The organism is Maribacter sp. X9 (assembly GCF_048537565.1).
In the GTDB taxonomy this organism is placed as follows: domain Bacteria; phylum Bacteroidota; class Bacteroidia; order Flavobacteriales; family Flavobacteriaceae; genus Maribacter.
The window spans coordinates 453837-472039 of sequence record NZ_CP183215.1 but is presented as its reverse complement, the minus strand read 5'-3'; the positions used below and the strand labels follow the sequence as shown (position 1 = coordinate 472039).

19 protein-coding genes are annotated in these 18203 nt (G+C 37.0%); 10 read left to right on the top strand and 9 right to left on the bottom strand.

What is annotated here, in order from left to right:
• The first annotated feature begins 74 nt into the window (after positions 1 to 74).
• Together atpD and ACNR9Q_RS01965 are read left to right on the top strand one after the other, a co-directional pair.
• Positions 75 to 1583: a F0F1 ATP synthase subunit beta gene (gene atpD / locus ACNR9Q_RS01970; protein WP_419212909.1), complete on the top strand. Its 1509-nt coding sequence runs from the start codon at positions 75 to 77 to the stop codon at positions 1581 to 1583.
• A 74-nt stretch (positions 1584 to 1657) separates the two neighbouring features.
• A complete protein-coding gene (locus ACNR9Q_RS01965) occupies positions 1658 to 1936 on the top strand; it encodes a F0F1 ATP synthase subunit epsilon (protein ID WP_419212908.1) in 279 nt (92 codons plus the stop codon).
• 53 nt (positions 1937 to 1989) lie between these two features.
• On the opposite strand, the gene ACNR9Q_RS01960 is transcribed toward ACNR9Q_RS01965, so the two are convergent.
• The 6 genes from ACNR9Q_RS01960 to ACNR9Q_RS01935 form a co-directional block, all read right to left on the bottom strand.
• Complete coding sequence (locus ACNR9Q_RS01960; RefSeq protein WP_419212907.1) at positions 1990 to 2196, bottom strand: helix-turn-helix domain-containing protein; 207 nt, start codon at positions 2194 to 2196, stop codon at positions 1990 to 1992.
• Positions 2197 to 2198: 2 nt separating this feature from the next.
• Positions 2199 to 2567 (bottom strand): DUF2975 domain-containing protein, encoded by a 369-nt coding sequence (locus ACNR9Q_RS01955; protein WP_419214235.1) that lies wholly within the window; start codon positions 2565 to 2567, stop codon positions 2199 to 2201.
• 223 nt (positions 2568 to 2790) lie between these two features.
• Positions 2791 to 3324, bottom strand: coding sequence for an N-acetyltransferase family protein (locus ACNR9Q_RS01950; protein ID WP_419212906.1), 534 nt, complete (start codon positions 3322 to 3324; stop codon positions 2791 to 2793).
• Complete coding sequence (locus tag ACNR9Q_RS01945) at positions 3324 to 5123, bottom strand: M61 family metallopeptidase (RefSeq protein ID WP_419212905.1); 1800 nt, start codon at positions 5121 to 5123, stop codon at positions 3324 to 3326. The genes ACNR9Q_RS01950 and ACNR9Q_RS01945 overlap by 1 nt, the downstream gene beginning before the upstream one ends.
• A gap of 82 nt (positions 5124 to 5205) precedes the next feature.
• Positions 5206 to 5604 (bottom strand): response regulator, encoded by a 399-nt coding sequence (locus ACNR9Q_RS01940; protein ID WP_419212904.1) that lies wholly within the window; start codon positions 5602 to 5604, stop codon positions 5206 to 5208.
• On the bottom strand, positions 5601 to 7874 hold the full coding sequence (locus ACNR9Q_RS01935) for a PAS domain S-box protein (protein ID WP_419212903.1): 2274 nt from the start codon (positions 7872 to 7874) through the stop codon (positions 5601 to 5603). The genes ACNR9Q_RS01940 and ACNR9Q_RS01935 overlap by 4 nt, the downstream gene beginning before the upstream one ends.
• A gap of 283 nt (positions 7875 to 8157) precedes the next feature.
• Between ACNR9Q_RS01935 and ACNR9Q_RS01930 the strand changes: the two genes are divergently transcribed.
• Genes ACNR9Q_RS01930 through bioD form a run of 3 tightly spaced genes read left to right on the top strand, consistent with a single transcriptional unit; the run spans position 8158 to position 10334 of the window.
• Entirely contained in the window at positions 8158 to 9318 is a 1161-nt protein-coding gene (locus ACNR9Q_RS01930) for an aminotransferase class I/II-fold pyridoxal phosphate-dependent enzyme (protein ID WP_419212902.1), read from the top strand.
• 7 nt (positions 9319 to 9325) lie between these two features.
• Positions 9326 to 9709, top strand: a complete 384-nt coding sequence (locus ACNR9Q_RS01925; protein ID WP_419212901.1) for a DUF2007 domain-containing protein — start codon at positions 9326 to 9328, stop codon at positions 9707 to 9709.
• Positions 9710 to 9716: 7 nt separating this feature from the next.
• A complete protein-coding gene (gene bioD, locus ACNR9Q_RS01920) occupies positions 9717 to 10334 on the top strand; it encodes a dethiobiotin synthase (protein ID WP_419212900.1) in 618 nt (205 codons plus the stop codon).
• Here the strand turns inward: bioD and ACNR9Q_RS01915 are convergent.
• Positions 10326 to 11153, bottom strand: coding sequence for a hypothetical protein (locus ACNR9Q_RS01915; protein WP_419212898.1), 828 nt, complete (start codon positions 11151 to 11153; stop codon positions 10326 to 10328). The two genes, bioD and ACNR9Q_RS01915, sit on opposite strands and share 9 nt — an antisense overlap.
• Before the next feature lie 134 nt (positions 11154 to 11287).
• Here ACNR9Q_RS01915 and bioA point away from each other — a divergent pair, with 134 nt between their 5' ends.
• The 5 genes from bioA (at position 11288) to ACNR9Q_RS01890 (ending at position 16051) form a co-directional block, all read left to right on the top strand.
• Entirely contained in the window at positions 11288 to 12562 is a 1275-nt protein-coding gene (bioA, locus tag ACNR9Q_RS01910) for an adenosylmethionine--8-amino-7-oxononanoate transaminase (protein ID WP_419212897.1), read from the top strand.
• An 8-nt stretch (positions 12563 to 12570) separates the two neighbouring features.
• Positions 12571 to 13755, top strand: a complete 1185-nt coding sequence (locus ACNR9Q_RS01905) for a beta-ketoacyl synthase N-terminal-like domain-containing protein (protein WP_419212896.1) — start codon at positions 12571 to 12573, stop codon at positions 13753 to 13755.
• An 11-nt stretch (positions 13756 to 13766) separates the two neighbouring features.
• Positions 13767 to 13943 carry a hypothetical protein gene (locus ACNR9Q_RS01900; RefSeq protein ID WP_419212895.1) on the top strand — a complete coding sequence of 59 codons (177 nt, stop codon included), beginning with the start codon at positions 13767 to 13769 and terminating at the stop codon, positions 13941 to 13943.
• A gap of 64 nt (positions 13944 to 14007) precedes the next feature.
• Positions 14008 to 15102: a biotin synthase BioB gene (bioB, locus tag ACNR9Q_RS01895; RefSeq protein ID WP_419212894.1), complete on the top strand. Its 1095-nt coding sequence runs from the start codon at positions 14008 to 14010 to the stop codon at positions 15100 to 15102.
• A gap of 76 nt (positions 15103 to 15178) precedes the next feature.
• On the top strand, positions 15179 to 16051 hold the full coding sequence (locus ACNR9Q_RS01890) for a cupin-like domain-containing protein (protein ID WP_419212893.1): 873 nt from the start codon (positions 15179 to 15181) through the stop codon (positions 16049 to 16051).
• A gap of 15 nt (positions 16052 to 16066) precedes the next feature.
• Here ACNR9Q_RS01890 and ACNR9Q_RS01885 read toward each other — a convergent pair whose 3' ends face one another.
• Both ACNR9Q_RS01885 and ACNR9Q_RS01880 read right to left on the bottom strand, forming a co-directional pair.
• A complete protein-coding gene (locus ACNR9Q_RS01885) occupies positions 16067 to 16543 on the bottom strand; it encodes a regulatory protein RecX (RefSeq protein ID WP_419212892.1) in 477 nt (158 codons plus the stop codon).
• Positions 16544 to 16603: 60 nt separating this feature from the next.
• Positions 16604 to 18151, bottom strand: a complete 1548-nt coding sequence (locus tag ACNR9Q_RS01880) for an Rne/Rng family ribonuclease (protein ID WP_419212891.1) — start codon at positions 18149 to 18151, stop codon at positions 16604 to 16606.
• Positions 18152 to 18203 lie beyond the last annotated feature (52 nt).

Genomic DNA, 18203 nt, shown 5'->3' with positions numbered 1-18203 from the left:
TACTATATCTTTGCAGCCTGAAAATGAGAGCATTTTTAAGGTTATATTAAACGTAATACATAAACATATAAGTAATGTCAAAAGTTACAGGTAAAGTTTCGCAAATCATTGGGCCAGTGGTTGATGTAGAATTTCAATCAGGAGCTGACCTTCCTAAAATCTATGATTCTTTGGAAATCACCAATAAAGATAATTCTATATTGGTTTTGGAGGTACAGTCACATGTAGGCGAAAATACGGTAAGAACTATTTCAATGGATTCTACCGATGGTCTTAGTAGAGGTGTGGAAGTGGTTGCTACAGGAAGTGCGATTCAAATGCCTGTCGGTGATGACGTTTATGGTCGTTTGTTCAATGTAATCGGTGATGCGATCGATGGATTGGGTAATTTACCCAAAGCAGGAAAAGACGGGTTGCCTATTCACAGGGAAGCTCCTAAATTTGAAGACCTTTCTACTTCAACAGAAGTTTTATTTACAGGTATCAAAGTAATCGATTTGATCGAGCCTTATGCAAAAGGTGGTAAAATTGGGTTGTTCGGTGGTGCCGGTGTTGGTAAAACCGTATTGATTCAAGAGTTGATCAATAATATTGCGAAAGGGCATGGTGGTCTTTCTGTTTTTGCCGGTGTAGGTGAAAGAACACGTGAGGGAAACGATTTGCTTCGTGAGATGTTGGAATCTGGTATTATAAAATATGGAGATGCATTTATGCATTCTATGGAAGAAGGTGGTTGGGATTTATCCAAAGTGGATAAAAAAGCAATGAAAGATTCAAAAGCAACTTTCGTTTTTGGACAAATGAACGAACCGCCGGGAGCACGCGCACGGGTGGCCCTATCAGGTTTGACAATTGCAGAATATTTCCGGGATGGAGCTGGTGAAGGCCAAGGTAAAGATGTTCTTTTCTTCGTAGATAATATTTTCCGTTTTACGCAAGCAGGGTCAGAAGTATCGGCACTTTTGGGGCGTATGCCTTCTGCGGTAGGATATCAACCAACTTTGGCAACTGAGATGGGCGCCATGCAAGAGCGTATTACATCAACAAAAAGAGGGTCTATTACTTCTGTACAGGCGGTTTACGTTCCTGCGGATGATTTAACGGATCCAGCTCCGGCAACGACGTTCGCCCACTTAGATGCAACAACCGTATTGTCGCGTAAAATTGCCGAGTTAGGAATTTACCCAGCAGTGGATCCTTTGGATTCAACTTCAAGAATTTTGACCGCTGATATTTTAGGTAAAGATCATTATGCATGTGCGCAAAGAGTTAAAGAGTTATTGCAACGCTATAAAGAACTTCAGGATATTATCGCGATCTTAGGGATGGAAGAATTATCAGAAGAAGATAAATTGGCTGTGGGTAGAGCTAGACGTGTACAACGTTTCCTTTCTCAACCTTTCCACGTAGCAGAGCAGTTTACAGGTATCCCAGGGGTTTTGGTGGATATTAAAGAAACCATTAAAGGATTTAATATGATTATGGATGGTGAATTGGATCACTTACCAGAATCTGCCTTTAACTTAAAAGGAACCATTGAGGAAGCTATCGAAGCAGGAGAAAAAATGTTGGCAGAAGCCTAAATTAGTAAATAGTACAAAGTAATGAGTATAAAATACTTATTACTCTTTACTAACTACTTAATACTATAAGAAGTATGTATTTAGAAATAGTATCGCCAGAGGCAACCCTATTTGCAGGAGAAGTTACTTCGGTAACCGTCCCCGGTGTCCACGGTGAGTTTCAAATGTTGAAAGACCACGCTCCTATTGTATCGTTATTACAGGAAGGTAAAGTGAAGTTTGTGGGGAATGTGACGTTAGAAAAGGAGCACGCCGATAAGTTCACTAAAGATGAAAACGGGAATACCGTTTTGCCGATTAGCAGCGGTACGGTCGAGTTAAAGGATAATAAAATTATTGTTCTGGCAGATTAACGAGAAGATTATTTTAAGAATAAAAAAAGCCATACATTAATGTGTGGCTTTTTTTATTCAGGTTGATATTCTAAAATATCGGCAGGTTGGCAGTCTAATGCCTTGCAAATGGCCTCTAAGGTAGAAAAGCGAATTGCTTTCGCCTTACCCGATTTTAAGATAGATAAGTTAGCCTCGGTAATACCGATTATTTCAGCAAGTTCTTTACTCTTTAGGTTTCTTTCCGATAAAACAATGTCTAGATTTACGACGATACTCATGCTTATATGGTTAAGTCGTTTTCATTCTGTAATTGATATCCTTTCTTGACAATAGTTGAAATAAAAAGAGCCACTACCCCAAAGATCAAATGTAGAATTAGGTTATGGATATCTCGGAAATCAGTTTTGTTCATAATTGGAAAATGAATGAGAACATACAAAATTGGACCTATAATTAAGTTAAGGACAGTGAAAATTTGAAGATTAAATATTGCTTTTTTATTAAAAATCGATTCTTCTTTCAAAGCCTTAAAAATATTAGAAATTATATAAAAGAAGCAAACACTGAAAAATAAATATATTGTGATCGTTAGAATCACATTGAATTGATAGTCACCATGAATAAAAGTTCCTGTAAAAGGAATGTCCATCTTGTATCGACCCTCACTATGTTGGAAAATGCCGGTTAAAAATCCATAATTGATGTATAGAACCAATAGTAGTAATCCGATTGATATTATTCTAAATAAACAATAGGCAACCGAGGCAAATGATTTAAGACCAAACCTTTTCATAATAAATAAAATTATTGTTTAACAATAACAAATATATAAAAATTATTGAAAAACGATAATAAAAATCAAAGTAAAATGATTAATGTGTCTTTAAAGAAATCAATTCCCAATCTTGCCCTAGTGAATGATAGGTACATATTTTATCAAAACCAATAGCTAAATGGGCCCCCAAAGAACGACTATTGGTCGCATCTACTTCGGTGATTATATATTCATATTTAGGAAAGGAATTCTTTTTCATTTCTTCGTATAATCCCCTAAAAATTCCTTGTTTTCTATGGGTTTTGGCTACGCAGATTTGCCCCATGGCCAAAAAATCTATAATGTTTCTTTTTTTAAGTTCATCGAACATGGGCTGTAACACCAAAATTTCTTGACCAAAGCTAGGGTCCATGCTAAGAGCGTATCCAACTACTTTATCTCCATCCTTCGCTAGAATGTGCGGACAAACATCATTCATGCGTTTTAGTAATTTATAGTCATGCTCAACGGTTACAAAACCTTCATTAGCCATTTCAAGTTCAGATATCGCCGACTTTAAGTTCATTTGTTGAAGGGTGAGTATCTGTAACAATTCATCACTCGTGGTGGTAGTGGTAAATTTTAAATCCATTATTCCGCTTTTAACCATTCTTTTCTAGCTTTCATAATTTTCTTAGAAGGTTTGGCTTCTTTTTTTTCTTGCAAACTAATCGTATAACTTGGATCTGAACCAAGTACGACCTTAGTTGCTTTTTCAGTGCCATCGCGCTCAAACGTGACTGTTATTGTATCACCCGGCTTAAAGTTTAGTTTTATGAATGTATCAAATTGTATCCCGTTCGGGAAAGGTTTATCGTTGATCGATATAATGATGTCGTCTTTGTCTAAGCCTGCTTCGTAAGCCGGGGTTCCTATTTTGGTATTACTTCGAATCTTTCCGTTTAAATCATCTGTAATGGACACGGCGGCCCCAAAATAAGCGGAGTCTTTATCTTGTAATAAACTTACGCCAACGGTTTTTAATAGGTCGTTATAATTGGGAATACCGCTTTTATAGATGAACTTGTTGAAGAAGGTGTCACCAAATGTTTTACCTGCATATTCGTTTAATGAGGTGTGTAAGTTTTCAATGGAGTAAGGTATTTCCGTTTTACCATAAGTGTTCCATACCTCTCTCATAAAATCATCTAAATTTAATCCCTTTTCACGCAATGATAAATCGAGGGCCAGACCAAGAACACTACCGTAAGAATAATAGGAAATAAAAGTATTCTCTCTATTTAAAGGATCCACTGAGGTTGCTGCATCAACAAATGGTGCCTGAAAACTCATTTCTATGGGGTTGAAAAATTTTCGAGCAGGCGAGTTCCACACATAATTAAATGTGCCACTTAGACCTTCTATATATGCTTCCGAAGAAATTAATCCGGCTCTGCAAAGAAAAAGGTTGGTGTAATAACTAGTGAAACCTTCGGCGAACCAAAGGGCTCCGCTCATATTCGTTTCTTCAAAATTAAAGGGTTCCAAGGTTTTAGGACGGATACGTTCAACATTCCAACTATGAAAAAACTCGTGGGAAACCGTGCCAATATTTCCTTCCATGCCCCCATTGGCCAAGGTTCTAGTGCTGGTTAAAATGGTAGAATTGCGATGTTCCATTCCGTCTCCGGATGCATTGGGCACATAACAGGCCAAGAACGTATAATTGCCATAGTCGAAAGCGGGAAGTTCTCCAAAGACTTTTTCTTCAGCAAGAACGACTTTTTTTACTTTTTCAAAATAGGTGTCAGCTTCTTCTTCGGTTCCTGGGTCGTGTAAAGCTAATTTAACGGTCTGCCCATTTACTTCAAACTCCCTTGATTTGTAGTTACTGATTTCAGTTGGACTGTCCATAAAATAATACAAGTTGGGAGCTGAGTATGTAGTTTCTGATACTAAAGGCAATTGGGTGGCTACTTTCCAATCTAAATCTTCCCGTACCTTGAAATCGACCTTTATTTCTCGATTCTTCAAAGAAGGGGCGTACATAAAAGTTGCCGGAATATTTAGATGTGCGTGCGTTTCATCCACTTGAGAATAGGTGCCATCACCCCTGTTAGCAAATAAGGTATACCTGATGTTGACCGTGCCATCATGTCCGGTAACCTTCCATTCATAAGGATTGGGTCTTGTTACGTTCAATGAATTGCCTTTGCTGTCCGTAGCTAAAAGATCATAAACATTTTTTGCGAATTCATGTAGGGCATAGCGGCCAGGGGAAGTTCTGCTCATTCGTAATGACAATGTATCAGAAGAAATTGCAGGGAACGATCCCGTAATAACCGCTTCGTGATGTACGGCATTTTCAAAAGAAATAGTATAGGTGTTGGCTTGGGCAGTTAAAAGGCTTGCTTTAAAAGCAAAAAAGAGCAAGGGTAAAAAGAAACGCATAGTATGATTTTTAGCTAAGATAGTCAAGCTTTTTCATCTATGTAAAGGGCAACATTTATTTATCCGCAAGAATTACTCATACCTATTTATCAAATCTAGTTTCTATCATTACCTTTATTTCCTGGATAATAGGTTCGGTTATTGGTTTGGTAATGAAATCTGCTACCATGGGATTCTCTCTAAGGATATCAAGATCGCTTTGATTTTTAGAGGAAGTCACGACAAAGACCATGCAATTATCTTCATTTGCCAACCCATTAAGAATTTCCATGAATTGCCAGCCATTCATTATGGACATGTTCAGGTCAAGGAATATAATGTACTTTTCGTGTTGATGATATTCCATTTTCAAATATTCTATAGCAGTAAGACCATTAGAAAATTTATTTATGTCACCTTTAAGATTGGCCGAAGTGATAGCCTTCTCAAGTAAAAAGGTGAAAATAGGATCATCTTCCACTACTAATAATTGACGGCTCATAAGTTCTTCGTTATCTTATCTTTGGGTATAGCGTTTTCTACTGTATTTTGAATAACGTTGTCAATTTCTTCTGTTGATTTTAAAATATAATCTAGAATCTTCTCCGTTTTGGGGTTATTCGTTGTGACCTCATCTTTTAATAGCTCGACCAACCCCATTAAACGAGCCACTGGAGCCCGAACTATGTGAGATTGATGCCATGCGATTTCTTTTAATTTCTTGTTCTGTTCCTCGATTGCCTTTAGATGTAATATACGGTCTGTAATATCCCTACAATTGGTAACGATACCATTAATGGAGGGTTCTTTCATCTGGTTGGTGGCAATCGTTTCCATCCACTTCCAATTACCGTCATTATCCTTAAATCTAAAGGGTTGAATGGTAATTTGTGGTTGTGAAAATATTTTTTCGAACTGATTACGAACAGTTTCTCTGTCTTGTGGATGTATAAAGTCAAAAGCCTTTTTGCCTATAAACTCATCGGGCTTAATTTGAAGCATTTTAATAGAGGTTGGGCTTACGTATTTGTAAAATGCATCCTTATCAAGTATGGAAATCAGTTCGTTACCTTCTTGTACTAATGTTTTAAACCGTCTCTCACTTTGTTTTAACCGAAGCTCCGCCTTTTTTCTTTCTGTAATATCCCTTGCCACACAATACATTACCTTCTCGTCATTGTCCCAGTTTGCAGACCATAGAATAGGTACCGAATTTCCATTCTTATGAAGGTATCTATTTTCGAAATTATTCTTTTTTATACCGGCTACAATAGATTCAGCCGTTTTAAGAGTTTTGGCCCTGTCCTTTTCATAAACAAATTCTATATAGTTTTTTCCGATTAAATCTTTCGATTTATACCCCCATATTTTTTCACAAGCTTTGCTAACAGATAAAAATTTTCCTTCTCTATCTATGGTGCAGATAATATCCAAGGAAGCATTCATGATTTTTTCCATTTCTTCCTTGGCGCTTACTATGGCACGCTGAGACATGACCTCAGAAGTGATGTCCTTGGAATAACAGGCTGCACCCACTATTTTTTTTGCATCATCATATATGGGATTAAACGAAATAATACCATAGGTAATGGTGGGGGATAGCCTATTAAGTTCTTTTTTAACCGAAAAAGATTCTCCCTTCAAGGCCTTGTCATAATATGACTTCCATTCCCTATTATCTGCCTCTCCAAACTTTTCTGCTAGTACCAGATCTCCTTGTTGGATGTTGAAGCCTAGATATTTTTTCATTAACTTCTTAAAAGTAGCATTGGCTATAATAAGTTTGTAGTTCGGGGTTATGGACCACAGTAAGTCATTGGTTCCATTAATGAGTGCTTCTTGATTGTTTTTTAATCTTTCAAGTTCAATATCATAATTTACTTTCTTGGTAATATCGGTTATTGTACCCAACATGATAATTTTGCTGCCATCGATGTTCCAATCTATAATTTTACCCCGCTCATGTACCCAAATTAATTTACCGCCATCTGTATTAATTCTATACTCTATATCGTATAATTCAATGGCATGGTTAAAATAATCATGTTGTATTTTTAGAACGATGGGTAAATCGACAGGATGGATATGACTTTCCCAATCATTCCTATTTAATTTTGAAGGATATTCTGAATTTGCACAGATAATTTTTTTTGCCGACTCATTTAATTTGAGACTATCGGTATTAATGTTCCATTCCCATGTCCCTATTCTAGAGGAGTTGATTACATTTTTTAAGAGAGCACTTTTGTTCGTTATTTCCTCCCTTTTTACTTCCTGGATTTTCCTTGATTTTCGTAACTCGAAAAGTTGAATTAATTGTTGGGCTAAGGTTTTGAGGATTTTTAATTGTGAATCGGTAAGTTTTCGGGGTTTGGTATCCATTACACATAGAGCGCCCAAATAAAACCCATCTGAGGTTATTAAAGGAACTCCTGTGTAAAATAAGACGAAAGGTTCATTTTGTACTAAGACGTTTTTTTTGAAGCGTTTATCATCTTTGGTGTTTTCTACGGCCAAGACATCCAATTCCTCTTCTATAATATATTTGCAAAAAGAATCTTCTATCTGTAGTTCAGGAATGGTAATTCCATGTTGGGAAAGTAAAAACTGTTTCTTATCATCCAAAAGTGTTATTAAACTAATGGGGGTCTTGCAGATTATGGCTGAATATTTCGAAATGTCATCGTACAATTTTTGAGGTGGAGAATCCATCAAATTATAAGATTTCAACAATCGTAATCTTTCAATATTTCCAATTTTATTTGAAATCATAGACAGAATTCAACCTAAATTATATTTTATAACCTTAATCTGAACTTTAAGGTAGGAAAATTCATTAAAAAAATCAACAAATGTATCACTATACTTACGTTTTACCTTTCTTATTTTAATTAAGGGTAAAGAATTTTAAAATACGTAAAATAAGCCCGATAATATTTGAATTTCAATAGTATAAAAATCGATTTTTGCATGAATTCATAAATATTTAAGTTGGTGTTCATCTATTCTATGGAATACTAAAGATCCGAATCCGTATAAAACTTACTTTTGTCGAATGAGTCAATTTCCCAAAAAACTTGTCAAATTAATAACAAATCGTAAAAAGGAAGATACTTTTAGGCAGTTGTCTTCTTCAAACGGATTAATAGATTTTCTTTCCAATGACTATTTAGGGTTTGCCACTAACGAAAACCTGTTTTCTAAAACTTTTCAATTGTTGTTGAATCAAGGAGTGGCCTCAAATGGATCGGGGGGGTCACGTTTGTTATCGGGTAATCATATGTTTTATGGTGAACTTGAGAATTTATTGGTTTCTTTTTATAAAGCAGATGCAGCCCTAGTCTTCAATTCTGGTTATGATGCCAATATGGGTTTTTTTAGTGCAGTTCCCCAACGGGGCGATTTTATTTTTTATGATGAGTTCATTCATGCCAGTATTCGAGAGGGTATTCGCATGAGTAATGCAAAGGCGTATAGTTTCTCGCATAATGATTTAAAAAGTCTAAAGGAAAAGATCGACTTAAATTTAAATAGAAATGATGGTTCTGTTGATTCGGACATCTACATAGTGACGGAAAGTATATTTTCAATGGATGGTGACTCGCCAGATTTAAGAGAATTTGTCAGCTTTTCAAAGCAAAATGGGTATCGATTGATTGTAGATGAAGCTCATGCGGTAGGTTTAAAAGGAACATCCGGCGAAGGTTTGGTTGCGCACCTGGGTCTTGAAAAGGTGATTTTCGCAAGAACGGTCACTTTTGGTAAAGCCTTTGGTTGTCATGGGGCCGCTATCTTAGGGTCTCCTGAATTAACGGAGTATTTGGTCAATTTTGCTAAACCGTTCATCTATACCACCGCAATAACGCCTCATACTTTGGCGACAATAATTACGGCCCACACCTTTTTTAAGGAATTGGGAACAGAGGCTAAAGAAAGATTGGAAGAAAATATAAGCTTCTTAAAAAATCAAGTCACGGCCCAGCATCTGAATGATCGCTTTTTAGCTAGTGAGTCGGCCATTCAATCTTGTGTTATATCTGGTGCTAAAAATGTAAAAATTGTTTCTAAGAAATTAATGGATAAAGGTTTTAACGTTAAGTCCATTCTTTCGCCTACAGTGCCTGAAGGGCAGGAGCGATTGCGTATATGTGTACATAGTTATAATTCAAAAGAAGAAATAGGTTTGTTGATAAAGCTACTTTCTAGCTATCTTTAGAAGGTATATGGAGTCTAAATTCTATCATCTTGCTTCATTTGAGTATGTAGCCGATGTACAAATAGTAAAGGGTAAACTTGAATCTGAAGGAATCCCTGTTTTTTTGAGGGATGAAAATACTTTGAATTCAGATCCCTTGATCAGTAACGCAATAGGCGGCGTAAAGTTACAGGTTTATTCTAGCGATAGGGATCGGGCAATTGAAATTTATGATGAAATTAGGGCGTACGCTGTAGATGATTTTGGTAATTCCATCATTTGTCCAAACTGTAAAGCAAAAAAAATAGAACCATATTATAACAGGAAGGGAATTTTTTATAAACTTTTTCCATTTTTTGAGAAAAGAAAATATAAGTGCCTAACTTGTGGTATAATAACGAATTCAAAGTAAAATAATAATGCAAAAGATTTTTGTAACCGGAATTTCAACGGAAGTTGGAAAAACTATCGCTTCTGCCATTTTCACAGAAGCGTTAAAGGCAGATTATTGGAAACCGGTACAGTGTGGAGATTTGGATCATACAGATGCTGATAAGGTGAAAAGTCTTATTTCTAATGATAGAAGTAAATTTCATCCTAGTAGTTATGAATTAAAATCGGCCATGAGTCCTCATGCCGCCGCTGAGATTGATGGTGTTCGCATCGATAGATTTCATATTAACGAGCCTGAAACCGATAATAATTTAATTATTGAAGGTGCCGGGGGAATTCTAGTTCCATTGAACGAGGAGGATACTATGTTCGATATCATTATGCCCGATTATAAGGTTGTGGTGGTTTCTAGGCATTATTTAGGGAGTATCAACCATTCGCTATTGACCATAAGTTGGTTACAGAAAAAGGGATATGATGTGTCCGTTTTGTTCAGTGGAAGCAAAAACCCGCATACTGAAAATATCATTCTTCATAAAACGGGAGTGTCGTTAATTGGACGTATTGATGAGGAAGAAAAGTTCGATAAAGAAGTAATTAAAAAATATGCCCATAAATTTGATGGTATATTGCAATCACTTTAAACGTTGTATTATTCCTGCATTTTCAATGGTTGCAAGCATTCGGTAATGTTCTGTCGAATAAGCGTCCATATATTCATTTTCTTCAATTTCCTTTTTATCCATGATTCGTTTACCGTTTCTAACAACAACGGTTTTAGGTTGTAATTCCTCCATAATATATTTTAATTCTTCAAGAGAATTTTTTCTTGGATTCGCATAGAATGCAAAAAGTTCATCCCTACAAATATTACTTGGGTGAGTGGCCGCGATGGTCGGGGGTAATTTCTCTAGATTCCAATAGCCGATGTGGCATTCGAAAAATAAAATATTTTCGGTCTCTAGCTTATTGTTTTCAATGTATTTGGGAACGGAAAATCCTTCCCCGTTAAAGAAGGTATTTCGTTCATTATTCCTCAAGACATTCACATATTCCAAAAAACTTTCAGCAAGGATTAGCAAGAGTATATATGCCGTATAAACTGGAACTTTAATTTTATACTGTTTTAAAAGACTGTTGATTACTAGTGCTAACAGCACTAATAGCATGGGGTGAAGTTGAATGAGGTAATGTCCATTTATCCGGCCTCCTTTTATAAATGAAACTAGTAAGCCACAGATGGCAATCAATAGAATTTGGACTGACTTATCGTTGAAATCAAATCTTTTACTTTTATGGGAATAAAATAAAAAAAGACCAATTAGAACAAAAAGAGGCGCCATTTTAAGTGTGGAGTACCTTCTCGCCTCGGTATATTTCAAGGGAGCTAAAACCACAGATTCCCACCAAATCAGTGACTGACCGTTTATAAAATAGGGAACAATGGTGGCAATTACAACCAATAAAACGCCCGATGCAAATAATAAGGCCTGTAATATGGTTATTCTTGATTTTTGATTCTTTTAAGGGGCATCTTTTTGTTGCGGTTTATTTCCCGATCTTTGCAAGATAGATAAAATGATGAACCATAAATTTCATGACAATAGAAAATCTAGCTTCACGCGATAAAAAATACCTTTGGCATCCGCTCACCCAACATAAGTTAAAAAAAACCCCATTGGCAATCGTTAGTGCCAAGGGAGCCTTACTCTGGGATGAGGACGGTAATGAATATATCGATGGTATAGCTTCATGGTATACCGTGATGTATGGGCATTGCAATGAATTTATTATGACTGCGATGACGCGGCAAATGGGTAAGTTAGATTTTGTTATGTTCAGTGGTTTAACCCATGAACCAGCCATTGAACTTTCTGAAAAGTTGATGGGGTTGTTACCAAAAAAACAGGCAAAGCTATTTTTTAACGATAATGGTTCAACGGCTATAGAGGCGGCCATTAAAATGGCATTGCAATATTATCATAACAATGGGGAAAAAAGAGATACGCTAATTGCATTCGAGGACGGTTTTCATGGAGATACCTTCGGGGCCATGAGCGCATCGGGACTCTCATCTTACAATGGTCCTTTCGAAGATTTTTTATTGAAAGTCGTGCGTATTCCTACCCCGCAAGAAGATAATTTAAAAGAAGTAAAGGATAAATTATTGTGGATTATTAGGAAAAATGAATGTGCCGCATTCATTTTTGAACCCTTGGTACAAGGTGCGGCAGGTATGAAATTCCATTCCGCTAAAGGATTGGATACTCTTATAAAAATATGTCAGGAAAATGATATTCTGTGTATTGCAGATGAGGTTATGACCGGCTTTGGCAAAACTGGAAAGAATTTCGCTTCTGAGCATCTAGTTCACGAGCCGGATATTATTTGTTTGAGTAAAGCACTTACCGCAGGAATGTTTCCGCTGAGTATCACCAGCTGCTCCCAGACTGTTTTTGATCGCTTTTTGAGTGATGATGTTGAAAAGGGCTTTTTCCATTCCCATACCTTTAGTGCCCATCCCATGGGTTGCGCAGCAGCTATAGCAGGTATTGACCTGTTAAATTCCCCCGAAATTTTAGAGCGAAGAAGGTATATAGAACAAGCACATAAGAACTTTGCGGTCTTAATGGAAAATCACGAAAAGATTACCGAGGTTCGGTCCCTAGGCGTAATCCTCGCCATTGATTTAAATATTAAAACGGAACGTTATGGTAATCTACGGGATATTCTATATAAGTTTTTTATAGAAAGGGGCGTTTTGTTAAGGCCTTTGGGGAATACGATTTATGTGCTTCCCCCTTTTGTGATTACCAATAACCAACTACACAAAATTTACGACACAATATCAGAAGTGTTGGAAACTATTTAGAATTTATTTTGAAAGAAAGAATATCGATAACTGCAATAGCTTCTATTTCTCCCTTAGGGAGTTCCATGGAAGAAATCTGGGAGTCTTATAAAAATGAGGAGCACTGTTTTACTCAGAAAGAGTGTAATGGTGTTAAAAATTGGATTGCTCCCTTATCAGAGTCAGGAAAATTACGTGTTGATCAACTTCGTAGATTAGATGTTAAATATGGTAAACTGGATAATAGCGTTCTTTATGCCATGGCAGCCTCACGAATAGCTTTGCACAATTCAGGTTGGGAAAATAATGAGGATTTTGGCATCAATATAGGCTCTTCAAGAGGCGCTACAGCGTTATTCGAGCAATATCATAAAGACTATTTGGAAACAGGCTTGGTATCAGCTTTAAGTTCTCCAACAACTACTTTAGGCAATATTTCTTCATGGGTTTCGCATGATTTAGGAAGCGCCGGCCCTGAAATTTCACATTCTATCACTTGTTCAACAGGATTGCATTCTGTCTTAAATGGTATTGCTTGGATCAATAGTGGTATGGCAGATAAGTTTTTGGTGGGTGGAAGTGAAGCTCCTTTGACTGATTTTACTATTTCCCAAATGAAGGCTTTGAAGATTTATGCGAAACCGAATGAGGCAGATGAGGTTAAGAGTGGCCGACGTTATCCTTGTCAGGCCTTAAACCTGACGAAGAATCAGAATAGTATGGTTTTGGGAGAAGGAGCCTCGGTTGCCTGTTTGGAAAAGGGAGTTGTTGAAAATGCTTTGGCCGTAATTGAGGGTATAGGGTATGCGACAGAACCTTTAGAACATAATACGTCAATTTCAACTAATGCCATTTGTTTTCAAAAATCCATGAAAATGGCCATGGGCAATTGTAATCCGTCGGAAATTGACGTGATCGTAATGCATGCCCCAGGTACCATAAAGGGAGATCAATCTGAATTTAATGCAATTCAAAGAGTATTTGGTGACAAAATTCCTTTTTTGACAACCAATAAATGGAAGTTGGGGCATACGTTTGCACCATCGGGCATATTTAACTTGGAAATGGCCATTTTAATGTTGAAATTCAATACGTTGATTCCAGTACCTTATTTAGATTCCCTTTCCGCTGAAATAGAGGTAAAAAAAATTATGGTAAATGCCGTAGGTTTTGGCGGTAATGCCGTCAGTATCTTGATAAATAAGCCTATTTAAATATAATGAATATGAAATTCGATAGAAAAATAGTATTCCCATTAGGTCTTGTATTCGGTTCTGTTGGTTTAGCGTTAAACTATTTTTATGGACTAAATGATTTCCTATATGGTACATTGCTTGGAACGGAAATAGGCATTTTAAGTATACAGCTTGTTTCAAACAGAAAACTTTCTAGAAAAGGGTAAGGTATACTTTATTATTTTTTCTACAGGAATTCATCTATTTTTGAATTCTGAACGAACATGATTTATGAGCGAAGCTAGACACAATTGGACAAAAGAAGAAATTCTAGACATTTATAATAAACCATTAATGGAACTGCTTTATGAGGCGGCGTCCGTCCATAGAAAATACCATGATCCAAATACGGTTCAGGTTTCTACATTACTGTCCATCAAAACAGGAGGTTGTCCAGAAGATTGTGGTTACTGTCCACAAGCGGCCCGTTACCATACCGATGTAAAAGGCAATGACCTTATGACCGTGTCCCATGTAAAAGCGCAGGCATTACGCGCTAAAGCCTCTGGAAGCTCTAGGGTTTGTATGGGTGCCGCATGGAGAAACGTTAAGGACGGCCCCGAATTCGACCAGGTCTTGGAAATGGTGCGTACCATCAATAAATTGGATATGGAGGTTTGCTGCACCTTAGGTATGCTGACCGAAAATCAGGCAAGACGTTTGGCAGAGGCAGGCTTGTATGCCTACAACCACAATCTAGATACCTCGGAAGACTATTATAAGGATGTTATTTCTACCCGTGCTTTTCAAGATCGTTTAGACACTATCGAGAATGTACGTAAAAGTAATGTCACCGTTTGTAGTGGAGGAATTATCGGTATGGGAGAGGCCTTGGAAGATCGGGCAGGTATGTTGGTCGCTTTAACCTCTTTAAATCCACAACCGGAATCGGTTCCTATTAATGCCCTTGTTGCCGTAGAAGGAACTCCGATGGAGGATATAGAGCCTATTTCTATTTGGGAAATGATCCGCATGGTAGCAACTACCCGCATTGTAATGCCACAAACCCAAGTGCGCTTATCTGCAGGTCGTACGCAAATGAGCAGGGAAGGGCAAGCCATGTGCTTTTTCGCTGGAGCAAATTCTATTTTCGCTGGAGATAAGTTGTTGACAACACCCAACCCAGATGTCAACGATGATATGGAAATGTTCAGGTTATTGGGATTGAATCCTCAGAAACCATTTACCAAGGTCTCACAACCAAAAACGGTAGAAGCCACAGATTCTCAATTTCAGCAGCTGGGAGAAAAACCAAAATGGTCAAGACCGGGACATACCATAGAACGAAATGAATCGGCAAAGCAAAAAGCCAAAATCGCCGACTAATCTTACATTAATAGATTTTTAAGAAATTATTTTCTTAACGTTAATTACCTTTGGTTTCCTTAAAAATCAAGTGCCATTGAAGTTAGCAGAAATTCCACGGGTAGATCAAATTACCAAGGAAGATTTTATTCAGAACTATTTTAAGCCACAAAAACCAGTTGTTTTGCAGAGGGCCATTGTTGATTGGCCTGCTTTTGAAAAGTGGGATCTTTCGTACATGAAGAGAGTGGCGGGAGACAAAACGGTACCCCTATATGACAACCGGCCGGTGCAACATAAAGATGGTTTCAATGAACCGCACGCCAAAATGAAAATGGCAGATTACGTGGATTTATTAAAAAGCGAGCCCACAAAATACCGTATTTTTCTGTGGAATATTTTAAAGGAAGTTCCAGAATTGCAAAATGATTATAGTTTTCCAGATTTTGGATTGAAACTGATGAAAGGATTACCCATGTTGTTTTTTGGGGGTACTGATTCTTATACGTTTATGCATTATGATATCGATTTAGCCAATATTTTCCATTTTCATTTTGATGGGGAGAAAGAGGTGATTTTGTTCCCACAATCAGAGACCAAGAATCTTTATAAAGTTCCACATTCTTTAATCACCCATGAAAGTATTGACTTCTCCAATCCAGATTATGAAAAGTGGCCGGCCTTAAAAAATGCAGCAGGATATGGGACAACGCTTTCGCATGGGGAGGTTTTGTATATGCCAGAAGGTTTTTGGCATTATATGAAGTATCGCACTCCTGGTTTTTCAATGAGCTTAAGGGCAATTGCCAGAAATCCTAAAAATCTCTCAAGGGCATTTTATAATGTGTTGATTATGAGACATTATGATGTTTTAATGCGCAAATTGAAGGGGCAAAAATGGATAGATTCGAAGAATGAAAAGGCTATTTCAAAAACCAACAAAAACTTAAATCTATTCCCTAAAAGTTAATCGCCTTCTATTTGATTATGGAATAAGTTCCTGTAATTTTTCATAAACTAAATGACTTTCCCAGCCTCGGTATAGTAAATAATCGGCTAATTTTTTCTTTCGTTTTTGAACATTAGTCTCAGACAGTTGCTCAAGTCTTTTCTTTGCCAAATCATTAAGGGTGTTCAAATATTCGTGGTCATCAATTTCTTTAAGAGCTGTGTTTATATTGTATTTAGATATATTTCTGGATTGAAGCTCGCTTACGATTCTTTTTTTACCCCATTTTTTAATGTTGAATTTTCCTCGGGCAAAACTTTTTGCAAAACGTTCCTCATTTAAAAATCTACTTTCTATAAGTTGACCCACTATAGTGTCGATTGCTAAAGGTATCATGCCCATTTCTTTCAATTTTGAAACCACTTCTTTATGGCAACGGTCTTGATAGGCACAGTAATTTTCTATCTTTTTAATAGCTTCAGGAAGGGTATAGCCTTTTGTTCTCTGGTTCATACCTTTCAAAAATACGAAACAAAAAAAGCGACTTCTTTTGAAAGTCGCTTTTTTATAATATTAATATATTGTTTTTCCATCTTTATTGATGAAACGGTATTCGAGATACGTATATGCATCTCTAGGTTGTATTTTGATCCATCTTTTATGTTCCAAGAACCATTTGGTCCTCAGCGATGGAAATCCTTTGGTAATGAATGCCGCTATAAAGGGGTGTATATTTAGTGTTATACTGTTGTCTTTTGCGGGGCCTTTTAGGAGCCTTTCAAGATCTACCGTAATTTTGTCTATTAAAACAATAGGAGCTTCAACCTCTTTCCCGATATTATTCGGGTCTTCTTCGGTTGTTTTAATGTTCATTTCAGGTCGTACCCGTTGTCGGGTGATCTGAATTAGACCAAATTTACTTGGGGGTAGTATTTTGTGTTTGGCACGATCATCTTTCATTTCATCCCTAAGGTGTTCAAAAAGCTTTTTTCTATGTTGTGCTTTTATCATATCGATAAAATCTACAACGATAATACCTCCCATATCACGAAGGCGTAGTTGCCTTGCAATTTCAGAGGCGGCCAATAGATTTACCTCGAGAGCGGTATCTTCTTGGTTTTTGGCTTTATTTGATCTGTTACCGCTGTTTACGTCTATTACATGAAGTGCTTCGGTATGCTCTATAATTAAATAGGCACCTTTGCTCATGGTTGCCGTACGACCGAAAGATGTTTTAATTTGTCTTTCTATACCGAATTTCTCAAAAATCGGTACGTTGGTGTTATAGTGCTTTACAATATCCTCCTTATCTGGAGCAATTTCGGCCACATATTCTTTAATTTCGTTAAATAAAGTGGCATCATCAACATGTATTCCTGTATAACTATCATTGAACACGTCTCTTAAGATAGAGGATGCCCTATTTAGTTCTACAAATACTTTTGAAGGTGTTTGAGCACGATATAATTTTTTACACATTGCTGTCCATTTGTTCAGCAAGTTTTCTAGATCTTTGTCCAGCTCCGCTACTTTTTGTCCTTCTGCGACTGTTCTGATAATTACACCAAATCCTTTTGGTTTAATACTCTTAACAAGTCTTTTCAACCTATCTTTCTCTTCCTTGCTCGCAATTTTTTGTGATACGGACACACGGTCAGAGAATGGAACCATTACCAAATAGCGCCCGGCTATGGATAGCTCGGAACTTATTCTGGGTCCTTTAGTGGATATAGGTTCTTTAACAATTTGAACCAATAGTGATTGGTTGGCCTTAATGACATCGGTAATTACTCCGTTTTTGTCAATATCGGTATCGAACGGAAAGTTCTTCAAGGAATAATCCTTTAATTTTCCTGAGCTCACTTGTTTAATGAACTTTAGCATTGAAGATAATTGTGGGCCAAGGTCGTGGTAATGCAAGAATGCATCTTTTTCGTAACCTACGTTTACGAACGCGGCGTTGAGGCCTGTAACCGGCTTTCTGATTTTGGCGAGAAAAATATCGCCTACCGAGAAATCGTTACTATTTTCTTCTTTATGCAGTTCAGTGAGTTGTCCGTCCTTTAGCAAGGCAAAGTCAACGGCTTGGGAACTAGATCTTACGATTAATTCTCTATTCACCTGAATATATTTTTAGTCGTCCCTCTTATATAAAAAGGGAAGAACTGATTAA